General features: G+C 64.7%; 9 protein-coding genes. 4 read left to right on the top strand and 5 right to left on the bottom strand.

Features of this window, described 5'->3' with window-relative positions; genetic code table 11:
• The 3 genes from ACGYLO_RS00145 to ACGYLO_RS00135 are packed head-to-tail and all read right to left on the bottom strand — an operon-like array spanning position 1 to position 2,352.
• Complete coding sequence (locus ACGYLO_RS00145; protein ID WP_271688886.1) at positions 1-1,056, bottom strand: saccharopine dehydrogenase; 1,056 nt, start codon at positions 1,054-1,056, stop codon at positions 1-3.
• Positions 1,053-1,676, bottom strand: coding sequence for a glutathione S-transferase family protein (locus ACGYLO_RS00140; RefSeq protein WP_271688887.1), 624 nt, complete (start codon positions 1,674-1,676; stop codon positions 1,053-1,055). The genes ACGYLO_RS00145 and ACGYLO_RS00140 overlap by 4 nt, the downstream gene beginning before the upstream one ends.
• 25 nt (positions 1,677-1,701) lie before the next feature.
• Positions 1,702-2,352 carry a histidine phosphatase family protein gene (locus ACGYLO_RS00135; RefSeq protein ID WP_209218422.1) on the bottom strand — a complete coding sequence of 217 codons (651 nt, stop codon included), beginning with the start codon at positions 2,350-2,352 and terminating at the stop codon, positions 1,702-1,704.
• A 173-nt stretch (positions 2,353-2,525) separates the two neighbouring features.
• On the opposite strand from ACGYLO_RS00135, the gene fdhF reads away from it, so the two are divergent.
• Together fdhF and ACGYLO_RS00125 are read left to right on the top strand one after the other, a co-directional pair.
• Positions 2,526-5,291, top strand: coding sequence for a formate dehydrogenase subunit alpha (fdhF, locus tag ACGYLO_RS00130; RefSeq protein ID WP_271688888.1), 2,766 nt, complete (start codon positions 2,526-2,528; stop codon positions 5,289-5,291).
• 15 nt (positions 5,292-5,306) lie between these two features.
• Positions 5,307-6,500, top strand: a complete 1,194-nt coding sequence (locus tag ACGYLO_RS00125; RefSeq protein WP_271688889.1) for a Zn-dependent hydrolase — start codon at positions 5,307-5,309, stop codon at positions 6,498-6,500.
• A 6-nt stretch (positions 6,501-6,506) separates the two neighbouring features.
• Here the strand turns inward: ACGYLO_RS00125 and ACGYLO_RS00120 are convergent, their stop codons facing one another.
• Together ACGYLO_RS00120 and ACGYLO_RS00115 are read right to left on the bottom strand one after the other, a co-directional pair.
• Positions 6,507-7,223 carry a response regulator transcription factor gene (locus ACGYLO_RS00120; RefSeq protein ID WP_271688890.1) on the bottom strand — a complete coding sequence of 239 codons (717 nt, stop codon included), beginning with the start codon at positions 7,221-7,223 and terminating at the stop codon, positions 6,507-6,509.
• Positions 7,220-9,130, bottom strand: a complete 1,911-nt coding sequence (locus ACGYLO_RS00115; RefSeq protein ID WP_271688891.1) for a PAS-domain containing protein — start codon at positions 9,128-9,130, stop codon at positions 7,220-7,222. The genes ACGYLO_RS00120 and ACGYLO_RS00115 overlap by 4 nt, the downstream gene beginning before the upstream one ends.
• Positions 9,131-9,257: 127 nt before the next feature.
• On the opposite strand from ACGYLO_RS00115, the gene ACGYLO_RS00110 reads away from it, so the two are divergent.
• Positions 9,258-9,680 (top strand): cytochrome c, encoded by a 423-nt coding sequence (locus ACGYLO_RS00110; RefSeq protein WP_271688892.1) that lies wholly within the window; start codon positions 9,258-9,260, stop codon positions 9,678-9,680.
• Positions 9,681-9,839: 159 nt separating this feature from the next.
• Positions 9,840-11,810, top strand: a complete 1,971-nt coding sequence (locus ACGYLO_RS00105; protein ID WP_271688893.1) for an AMP-binding protein — start codon at positions 9,840-9,842, stop codon at positions 11,808-11,810.
• Positions 11,811-11,845: the final 35 nt, after the last annotated feature.

The raw sequence follows: 11,845 nt of genomic DNA, 5'->3' as shown, positions 1-11,845 counted from the left end.
TCAGACCTCGGCGACATGCTGATCGAACAGATCTCGCGCACGTTGCCAGACGGCATGATCCGTCTTTGACAGCGCCTGCAGGGTCGGCAGCAACTGGCCCGCGAAATCCTCTGAGCTTTCGCGCGGCAGCATGGATGGCAGGTTGTCGATGGCCATGACATCCAGCGGCGGCGCGTCATGCACGCGCAGCGCTGGCTCCGCCCAAGTGGTCGCGCGGTCATAGACCTGCACCGGGTTGAAGGCGCTGTCGGGGTCGCAGGCGATGTCGCCGATCACGCGCAGGGCGCGCTCGGCCTGAGGGGCATCGGGGCGGACGAAGGCGGGGGTGTCTGGCCCTGCGAGGATGCAGTTGAAGAAATAGGCGTGGTCGAGGATTTCGGGGAAGGGTCCGCCGTGGGCGGTCTCTGCCATGTCCCAACCGGTGACGGGGATGCCAAGTGCCGCGCAAAGATCGCTCGCCCCGCGTCCCACCCGGCCCAAGGCCCCGATCACGAGCGCGCGGTCGCCGCTCGCGTCGACTTGGGCGAGTTCTTTGCTCAATGCGGCTTTCAGCGCTTCGGCGTTAGCGTAGGGCGCAACCGGCCCGCAGGTCTCTCCGCGCAGCTGCGCGATGCGGCATTTGACCGAGACGGCTGCCCCCGCAAAGCCCGCCCAATAGCCAAAGGCGGCAACGCGGCGGCCATCGTCATCGGTCAGGTACTCCAAATCCAGCAGCGCGCCGCCGCCGGCCTTGAACCGCTCTAGTAGTTTGCGGCCCGAGGATTGGCCCTTGTAGGCATGGCCGAACATGATGTGCGTATGCGGCAGGGGCGTGCCGTCTTCGGGCAGTTCCTTGAGGCCAAAGATCACCGCATCGCGCGGGGCCTCGGGCCAGCTATGGGCCGGAACGATCTCGCACCCCGCCCGCGCATAGGCGGCGGTGGGGATCACGCGGCTGTCACTGTCTTCGATGCTCACCTTCGTGCCGGATGCGATCAGCGCGGCGGCCCCTTCGGGCGTCAGCCCGGTGCGGGTCTCATTGTCGCGCTGCTCGGCGCGGAGCCATAGGTGGGTCATGCCAAGAATCCTTTCGCGCGCATGGCCTTGACGCTGTCGCGGTCTTCCATCCGGGCGGCGAAGGCGTCGAGCCGTGGGTAGGCCGCACGGTCGACCCCGTCACCGGCCAGCCACCCCGAGACGACAAAGAGATAGGGATCGGCCAGCGACAGGGCATCACCCGCCACGAAGTCACCCCTAAAGGCGTGGTTCTCAATATAGGCGGCGCAATCGGCCATGGTCTGCGGCACCTTGGCTTTCATATCGTCAAAGCTGGATTGCTGATCGGCCCAGCGGTGGCCGCGCATTTTATGCGCGTGGGCCACATGCATGGTCGAGGCGAGGTAATACATCACCCCGCGCATATGCGCCGCGCGTTCAGGGTCGGCAGGGACCAGCCCCGCATCGGGCGCACGGGCGGCGACATAGTCCAACAGCGCGCCGGTCTCGGTCAGGGCGCTGCCCGCTTCGGTCACGAGGGTCGGCACGCGGCCCTTGGGGTTCAGCGCCAGATAGGGTGCTGCGGTCTGTTCGGCGCTGGCGAAATCGACCTTCACCGGCTCATAGGCCAGCCCCGCTTCTTCGAGGGCGATGGCAACTGCGACCGAGATCGTGCCGGGGGCGTAGTGAAGTTTCAGCATGGGTCAGCCTTTCGCGGGCGAGGGGTTACATATGCGTTTGTGCAAGGCGGCGGTCGGGCCGGTCAAGATGCGGCACCGCGTTGAACAGCACCGGCGACCAATGGCCGCCGATGGGAAAGAGCCGGTGCATCGAGGTATGCATGATCGCCAGCGCCAGCCGTGCCATCGCCGGGATTCCCACGCCCATCGCCTGCGCCATCGCGAGAGAGATCAGCCCGCCCGAGGTCACCACCAGCGCCGGGCCTTCGCCCTCGGCGATCTCGGCAAGGACGGATTGCACCCGCGTCTCGAAGCTCTCGTAGGTTTCGGGCGTGTCGGCGAGCTTGCCCGCCTTCCAATAGTCGAAGACCTGCGGCAGGTGGTGCACGAACTCGCCCTCGCGCGGGAAGGGCACCTTGTGCTGCTGCTCCATTAGATTGGCGAGGGTGAAATACTCCAACTCGTTCAACCGCGCATCGCGGATGGGCTCCAGCCCGGTGTTCATCCCCTCGGCAGTCTCGATATGGCGGGTCAACGTGCCGGTATAGAGCCTTGTGTGGTAGGTCTCGCTCTGGCGCAGATGGTCGCCCAGCCACGCGGCTTGCTCATGGCCAAGCGGGCTGAGTTGATCATAGCTCAGCTCGTCCTTGGCGGTGGAATTGGCTTGGCCGTGGCGGATCAGGGTAATGTGGGACATCAAATGGCTTTCACTGTTCGCCCAAGTGATAGGGCAGCTTGTCTGGCCATACAATGCACTGCGCCCCAATGCACCGCCGCGGCGTTTATCCGTGACGGGGTGTCGGGATTGGCCCCTGACAAGCGCCGGATTTTGCCTATAGTTTGGGCAATAGCCAAGGGGAGGGGGCAGCCATGGCCGAGAGGATCACATTCACGCTTGATGGGCAGACCGTCGAGGCCGAGGCCGGCATGACCATTTGGGAGGTCGCCAACGGTCGGGGTTTGAAAATCCCGCATCTGTGCCACAAACCCACCCCCGGCTACCGCCCCGACGGCAACTGCCGCGCCTGTATGGTCGAGATCGAGGGCGAGCGTGTGCTGGCAGCGTCGTGCATCCGCGAACCTGCCGAGGGGATGGTCGTGACCACCAACAACGCGCGGGCCGAGAATGCGCGCAAGATGGTGATGGAACTGCTGCTGGCCGACCAGCCCGCGCAGGACGTGGCGCATGACAAGTCGAGCCACATGCGTGAGATGGCGGCGCAGAGCGGCGTAGAGGAAAGCCGTTTTCCCAAGTTGGAGCGCGACCGCGTGCCGCTTTTGGACGACAGCCATGTCGCGATGCGGGTTAATCTCGACGCCTGTATCCAGTGCAACCTCTGCGTTCGTGCTTGCCGTGAGGTGCAGGTCAATGACGTGATCGGCATGGCAGGACGCGGCCATGACGCCTATCCGGTCTTCGACATCGACGATCCCATGGGTGCCTCGACCTGCGTGGCCTGCGGCGAATGCGTGCAGGCCTGTCCGACGGGGGCGCTGATGCCCGCCAGCGTGGTCGACGAGGCGCAAGTGGGTGATAGCGCGGATTATGACCGCGAGGTCGAAAGCGTCTGCCCCTTCTGCGGCGTCGGCTGCCAGATCTCGCTGAAGGTGAAGGACAACAAGGTCAAATATGTCGAGGGGATCAATGGCCCGGCCAACGAGGGGCGGCTCTGCGTCAAAGGGCGCTTTGGCTTCGACTACATCCACCACGAGCACCGCCTGACCAAGCCGCTGATCCGCCGCGACGACGCGCCCGCCAAGGGGCTGAACGTCGATCCGGGCAACTGGGGCGAGGTGTTCCGCGAGGCGTCCTGGGACGAGGCGCTCGATTTTGCCGCCAAGGGCCTGAAAGGGCGCCGGCGCGAGGTGGCGGGTTTCGGCAGTGCCAAATGCACTAACGAGGAAGCCTATCTGTTCCAGAAGATGATCCGGCAGGGGTTCGGGCACAACAACGTCGACCACTGCACGCGGCTGTGCCATGCCTCCTCGGTCGCGGCGCTGATGGAGAATGTCGGGAGCGGCGCGGTTACCGCGACCTTCAATGAGATCGAGAACGCCGACGTGGCCATCGTGATCGGCGCCAACCCGGTGGAGAACCACCCCGTCGCCGCGACCTATTTCAAGCAGTTCACCAAGCGCGGCGGCAAGCTCATTGTCATGGACCCGCGCGGGCAGGGCCTGCGGCGTTTCGCGTCGCATATGCTGCAGTTCCGCCCCGGCACCGACGTGGCGATGCTGAACGCGATCATGCATGTGATTGTCGAAGAAGGCCTCTACGACGAGCAATATATCAAGGCCTATACCGAGAACTGGGAGGCCGAGAAGGCGCATCTGAAGGATTTCCCGCCCGAAGCCATGGCCGCCGTCTGCGGCATTGAGGCCGAGGTGCTGCGCGACGTGGCGCGGACCTTCGCGGGGGCCAAAGCGGGGATGATTTTCTGGGGGATGGGGGTGAGCCAGCACATCCACGGCACCGACAATTCGCGCTGCCTGATTTCGCTGGCGCTGATGACCGGCCACGTCGGCCGCCCCGGCACCGGGCTGCATCCCTTGCGCGGGCAGAACAACGTGCAGGGCGCCTCGGATGCGGGCCTCATTCCGATGTTCCTGCCCGACTACCAGCCCGTCGGCGACGATGGCGTGCGCTCGGCTTTCACCGAGGTTTGGGGGTCGGATGATTTCAGCGCCGAGAAGGGGCTGACGGTGACCGAGATCATGGACGCGGTGCACGAGGGCGAGATCAAGGCGATGTATGTGCTGGGCGAGAACCCGGCGATGTCGGACCCGGATGTCGATCACGCGCGGGCGGCGCTTGCGAAACTCGACCACCTCGTGGTGCAGGACATTTTCCTGACCGAGACAGCGAATTACGCCGACGTGATCCTCCCCGCCTCGGCCTTCGCCGAGAAGTCCGGCACGGTGACCAACACCAACCGGCAGGTGCAGATGGGCCGCCCGGCGGTGACACCCCCCGGAGAAGCGCGCGAGGATTGGTGGATCGAGGTGGAACTGGCCAAGCGGCTGGGGCTGGGCTGGGACTACGAAAGCCCGGCGGAGGTCTTTGCCGAGATGAAACGCAACATGGCCTCGCTCGACAACATCACCTGGGAGCGGCTGGCTCAGGAGAATGCGGTGACCTACCCGTCGCTCAGCGAAAACGATCCCGGGCAGGCCATTGTCTTTAGCGAGGGGTTCCCCCGACCCGAAGGCCGCGCCAAATTCACCCCCGCCGCGATCGTGGCGCCGGATGACGCGCCGGATGACGCCTATCCGATGATCCTGACCACCGGGCGGCAGTTGGAACATTGGCACACCGGCTCGATGACCCGGCGCTCCAAGGTGCTGGATGGGCTGGAGCCGGAGGCGAATTGCTCGCTCCACCCGTCAACGCTGCGCCGGCTCGGCGTGGCCCCGGGGGAACATGTGCGGCTGTCGACCAAGCGCGGCAGTATCGAGATTATGGCCCGCGAGGATCGCGCGGTGGCGCCCGACATGGTGTTCCTGCCCTTCGCCTATGTCGAAGCGGCGGCGAATATCCTGACAAATCCAGCGGTTGACCCCTATGGCAAGATCCCGGAGTTTAAGTTCTCTGCCGTTAAGGTGGAGGCGGCGAGAGGGGCCGTCGCCGCCGAGTAAGGAAAGTTTGGAAGAATGAAGATTGATGCCGCCCGTTTCTTGAAAGACCTGCATGATCTGCGCGCCATCGGCGCTGCGGGTGTGGGCAAGGGCGTGGTGCGCCCGGCCTATTCCGCCGCCGATGTGGAAGCGCGCGAGTGGCTTGCCGGGCGGATGCGCGATGCCGGGTTGAAGGTCGAGGTCGATGCCATGGGCAACCTCTTTGGGCTTGCTGACGGCCCCTCGATCCTGCTGGGGTCGCATTCCGACAGCCAGCCTGAAGGTGGCTGGCTTGATGGGGCCTTGGGCGTGATTGCCGCGCTTGAAGTCGCCCGTGCGGCGGGTGAGGCCGGAGGGCCTGCGGTCTCGGTCGTGTCGTTTCAGGACGAAGAAGGGCGCTTTGGCGTGACCACCGGTTCGACGGTCTGGTCCGGCGCTTTGGATCAGGCCGAGGCCGATGGCTTTACCGACGACGCCGGGGTCAGCTTGGCCGAGGCGCGCCGCGCGATGGCGGGTATGGTCACCGGCCCCGTCGATCCCGCGCAGTTCACCGGCTATATCGAGTTGCACATCGAACAGGGGCCGACGCTGGATGACAGCGGTGAGCAGATCGGTGTGGTCAGCGACATCGTCGGCATCCGCGACATGAAGGTGACCTTTGAGGGCCAGCAGAACCACGCGGGCACCACCCCGATGGCGGTGCGGCGCGATGCTTTTCAGGCGGTGTCGGAGTTTAACAGTCTGTTGAACGACCGGCTGCGCAATGTGGTGACGCCGAGCACCGTTTGGACCATCGGCCACGTCAGCCTGCACCCCAATGCCTCGTCCATTGTGCCGGGCAAGGCCGTGTTCTCCATGCAATGGCGCGACGGGGATAGCGACCGTTTGGGGCGGATGGAGAAGATCATTCGCGAAACCGCCGAAGAGGTTGCCAAGGGCCGCGGGATGGATCTGTCCTTTGGCCCGATACTGGGACTGGAGCCGGTTTCCATGGACGCGCAGCTGCGCGATGCGCTGGCGGAGGCGGCTGAAGCTGTGGCCCCCGGCAAATGGCGCAAGATGCCCTCAGGCGCGCTGCATGACGCGACCAATGTGGCGCGGCTGATGCCGGTGGCGATGCTGTTCGCGCCGTCGATCAACGGGATCAGCCATGCTTTTGAGGAGGACACGGATGAGGCCGATTTGGTCGCGGCAGTCGAGGTGTTGGGGCGGGCGGTGGCGGCGCTTTGAGCGCCGTTAGTCCCAGTCCACATCGCCGAGGAAGATATAGCCCGCGCCGTAGATCGTCTTGATCAACTGCGGGTTCTTCGGGTCTTCGCCAAGCTTCGTGCGCAGCCGCGAGATGCGCACGTCCATCGCCCGGTCGAAGCTTTCCGAGGCGACGCCGCCGAGGCTTTCTTGCATTTGCGCGCGGCTGATCAGGCGTTTCGGCGCGTCGAGGAAGAGCCGCAGCACCTCGCCCTCGGCATGAGAAAAGGTCACCTCGGCGCCCGAGGCGTCCTGTAGCACATAACGGTCGAAATGCGCGGTCCAGCCGTTGAACCGCGCCGTGGTGCCGGCCTGCGGCGTCGGCTTGGCGCTGCGCAGGCGGGCACGGATGCGGGCCACGACCTCAGCCGGGTCGAAGGGTTTGATGATGTAGTCGTCGGCCCCCAACTCCAGCCCCGTGACCCGGTCCTGCACCTGCGCGCGGCCCGAGATGATGATCACGATGGCGCCCTGCTCAAGCGCCAGACGATGCACCAGCGTCAGCCCGTCGGTGTCGGGCAGCGACAGATCGACAAGGCAGACATCGGGCGTATGGCTCGCCAATGCGGCCTCAAAGGCCCGCGCACGGCCAAAGCTGAGCGTGTCAAAGCCCGCTTCCTGCAACGTGTCCGACAGCATCTGCCGGATCTCCGGTTCGTCGTCGAGGATGGTGACCAGCGGGCGGGGGGCGGTATCACGGCTCATGGGGCGGTGGCTTTCAGTGGGGCGATCAAGGCTTGCAGATCGTCTTTTTCAAAGGGTTTGCGCAGCACCGGCGCGAGGGTCTGCGCCTCGACGAAAAGCGGGTGATCGGGGGGCAGGGAGGTCATCAGCAAAAGTGGTAGGCTGCTGCCGACGCGGCGGGCAAGGTCGATCCCGGTGCCCTCGCCCGAAAGCTGGATGTCCGACAGGACCAGCGCGATATCGGGCAGATCGGCGATGAGGGCGGTGGCCTCATCCGCGCTGGTCGCCTCAATCACCGAATGGCCCTGATCCATCAGCATGTCGCGCACCACGGCGCGGATATCGGTGGTGTCCTCGACCAGCAGCACCAGCCCGGTGGTGGCGGGCACGGCGGCACGGTAGGGCAGGCGCAGGCTGATCTGCGCGCCGCCCTCGGGCGCATTGCTCAGCCGCAGATCGCCGCCCGAGGATTTGGTCATGTCGTAGACCATCGACAGGCCCAGCCCCGATCCCTCGCTGCCCTTGGTGGTGAAAAACGGCTCGACCCCACGCTCTAGAGCAGAGGGCGAAAAGCCCGGCCCGGTGTCGTGGATCACCCATTCGATCCAAGTGTCATGCACCAGCCGTTGGGTCAGCGTGATGGTGCCCCGCGCGCCGCAGGCGTCGCGGGCATTGAGGATGAGGTTCAACAGCGCATCCTGCACCCGACCTTTGTCGAGCAGCACCGCGCCTTCGGGCACGTCATTGCGCACCATCAGCGCGCATTTCGGCGGCAGGGTGGGGGCGGCGAGGGTAGAAAGCTCACTCAGCAAAGCGGCGGGGTCGGTGGCCACGGGGCGCAGGGCGCGGGGTTCGGTCACATCGGCGATGGAGCTCAGCAGCGTGCCGCCCCGCCGTGCGGCGGCCAAGGTGCCTTCGACCAATTCGCCCGCTTGTGGCGGCATGTCGGGCAGCCGGGCCAGTTTCGATTGCATGCCGAGGATGATCGTCAAAAGGTTCGAGAAGTCATGCGCCAGCCCAGAGATCATCCGCGAGGCCAACTCGCGTTTCAGCGTCTGTTGCAGGGCGACGCGGGTCTGGGTCTCTTCGGTGATGTCCATCGACAGGATATAGACCCCGCCGCGCCCATCGGGGGTAAAGGCACCGCGAATGCGGCGGGCGGATTCATCATGGGTGAATTCGATTACCGCCGGGCTGCCCGCATAGGCTTGGGTCAGCGCGGGCTTGATCCGCGCATAGGCCGCCGCCCCAAGCGCGTCACTGATATGCAGCCCGTAGATGTTGCTGGGCCGCCCCGGCATCACGCTGCTAAGGCGGCGGTTGGAGTAGATGTAATGTCCGCTCGCGTCGACATGGGCGATATGGGCGGGCATCATCTCGGTCGTGAGCCGGGTGCGGGCCTCGCTTTCGGTGACCTGTCGCTTGGCTTCCTCCAGCGCGGTAATCGTCGCCTCCAACTGGCGGTTCGTGGCGGCCAGTTGTTCGGCATGGGACAGCAGTTGATCGCTCAGCGCGTCTGAACGTGCGCGCAACAGCGCCTCTTGCCGCTTGGTGTTGGTGATGTCGGTATAGACGGTGACCCAGCCGCCCTGTGGCAGGGGCGAGCCTTCGACACTGATGGTGCGCCCGTTCGAGCGGGTCCGCTCCATGTAATGCGGCACGAAGGCGCGGGCCTGTTCCACCCGTTCGGCCACGAAGGCGTCGACATTCCCCACCTCGCCATATTCGCCGGTGCCAGCCAGATGGCGGATCGTATCCTCAAAGGGCGCGCCGGGGGTCACCAGCCGGTCCGGCAGGTCGAACATGGATTGAAACGGGGCGTTGCAGACCGCGAGCCGAAGGTCGCTGTCATAGATGGTCAGCGCCTGAGCGATCAGGTTCAGACCGGCATTGGTCAGCGCTTTGGTTTGGTCGTCGGTGATCTGCATCGGCATCCTTTCGCATAGGGCTAGCACCGCGCGGACGAAAGGCAAAGAGCCGCGCGTAAATCGCGCTTGACCTTCTTGCGCTGGAGGCCCCGAGAAGCGCGCCGAATGGAAACCGGAAAGGCAGAGCATGAACAAGAAAATCGGAGCAGGCGCAGCGGCGGCACTGGTCTTGGCAGGCGGATATATCTGGTGGCAGGCCGAAGACGCCCCGGCCCCCGCTGCCAGCGGCGCGGCCATGGTAAGGGTCACCGTGCCGGAGAGCCTGAGTGGCCCCGCGCAGATCGGCGCGCGGGCGTTCGAGGCGCAATGCGCCGCCTGCCACGGGGTCAACGCCGCCGGGCGCGAGGGGGGTGGTCCGCCGCTGATCCATAAGATCTATGAGCCCAGCCATCACGGCGATGCATCATTCATGGTCGCGGCCACCAATGGCGTGCGCCAGCATCACTGGTCTTTCGGCAATATGCCCCCGGTCGAAGGGATTACCCCGGCAGAGGTGAAATCAATCGTGACCTATGTGCGCGAAGTGCAGCGCGCCAACGGGATCGACTAGCGGAAAATGGGCCGCGGGGGCGCTGTAACAATTCGTTAGAATTCGGAAAAGATCAGGAAAAAGTTGACCTCCACAAAAAAGAGAACGTCACTTGTGGGATCATAGAATCGCACAAGCGATCGAACCCGCCGGGGAGGGCGGGCATGGGAGGAAGACAATTTGGCCAAGCCGCTGACGCGTGCCGACGGACCTCAGTCCGTGCCGGCGCTGTTGCACCGCAACGCAAGTGAATTCGCAAACGCCCCCGCTTACCGGGAGAAGGAATACGGGATCTGGCAAAGCTGGACCTGGTCGCAGACCCGCGACGAGGTCGAGGCGCTGGCCCTCGGGTTTCTGGAACTGGGGCTGAACGAGGGCGATTTCGTCGCCATCATTGGGCGGAACCGTCCCTATCTCTACTGGGCGATGATGGCCGCGCAGATGGCCGGGGCCGTGCCGGTGCCGCTCTATCAGGACGCCAATGCCGAAGAGATGGCCTATGTCATGGGCCATTGCGGCGCGCGTCTTGCCGTGGTGGGCGATCAGGAGCAGGTCGACAAGATCATCGAGGTGCAGGACCAGCTGCCCGACTTCGAGCGGATGATCTACCTCGACCCGCGTGGCCTTCGCAAATACGACCATTCCAAGCTCGACCAATATACCGCCGTGCAGGAGATGGGCCGCGCCAACCGCGAGAAACATATCGCCGAGTTGGAGGCGCGTCAGGCCAAGCTGGATTACGATTCCACCGGCGTGATGCTCTATACCTCGGGCACCACCGGCAAGCCCAAGGGCGTGGTGCTGAGCAACCGCAACGTGATCGAGACGGCGAAGTCGTCGTCGGAGTTCGACGACCTCAAGCGCAATGACGAGATTCTTGCCTATCTGCCGATGGCATGGGTGGGGGATTTCATCTTCTCCGTCGGCCAAGCGCTCTGGACCGGTTTCTGCACCAATTGCCCCGAAAGCGCCGACACGATGCATGTCGACTTGCGCGAGATCGGGCCGACCTATTACTTCGCCCCGCCGCGTGTCTTCGAGACGCAGCTGACCTCCGTCATGATCCGCATGGAGGACGCGAGCCGGTTCAAGAAATGGCTTTTTGACACTTTCATGGCCCATGCCCGCAAGGTCGGCCCCGCCATTCTGGACGGCAAAAAAGTGTCCGCTTGGGACCGCGCGAAATACGCGTTGGGCGAGTTGATGATCTATGGCCCGCTGAAGAACACCCTCGGCTTTAGCCGCGTGCGCGTGGGCTATACCGCCGGTGAGGCGATTGGGCCTGAAATCTTCGATTTCTACCGCTCGCTCGGCATCAACCTGAAGCAGCTCTACGGCCAGACCGAGGCGACGGTCTTCATCACCGCGCAGCCCGATGGCGAGGTGCGCAGCGATACCGTGGGCGTCACCTGCCCGGGCGTGGAGTTGAAGATCGCCGACAATGGCGAGGTCTTCTACCGCTCGCCGGGTGTCTTCGTGGAATACTACAAGAACCCCGAAAGCACCGCCGACACCAAGGACCCGGAAGGCTGGGTCGCCACCGGCGACGCGGGTTTCATCGAGGAAAGCTCGGGCCATCTGCGCATCATCGACCGCGCCAAGGACGTGGGCCAGATGGCCGACGGCAGCCTCTTCGCGCCGAAATACGTGGAGAACAAGCTCAAGTTCTTCCCCAACATCCTTGAGGCCGTGGTCTTTGGCAACCAGCGCACCGAATGCACCGCCTTCATCAACATCGACCTGACGGCGGTGGGCAACTGGGCCGAGCGCAATAATATCGGCTACGCCTCCTATCAGGAACTGGCCCGGCATCCGCAGGTGATGGACACGATCCAAGCCCACGTGGAGGAGGTGAACCGCTCGGTCGCCGAGGACGAGATGCTTTCGGGCTGTCAGGTGCACCGCTTTGTCGTGCTGCACAAGGAACTCGACGCCGACGATGGCGAGCTGACCCGCACCCGCAAGGTGCGCCGCAAGATCATCGAGGAGAAATACGCCGATATCATCGCCGCACTCTATGACGGGTCCGACAAGGTCAGCACCGAGACCGAAGTGACCTACGAGGACGGGCGCAAGGGCTCGATCAAAGCGACGCTCGAAATCCGCGACGCCGCGGTGCAGCCGGTCAGCCGCCGGATGGCAGCGGAATGAGCGCGGCAAGCGTCAGTGCCGGGCAGGCGGGAACT

Source organism: Sulfitobacter sp. 1A13353 (assembly GCF_043557255.1).
Lineage (GTDB): Bacteria > Pseudomonadota > Alphaproteobacteria > Rhodobacterales > Rhodobacteraceae > Sulfitobacter > Sulfitobacter faviae.
This window is presented reverse-complemented; position numbering and strand designations above follow the sequence as displayed.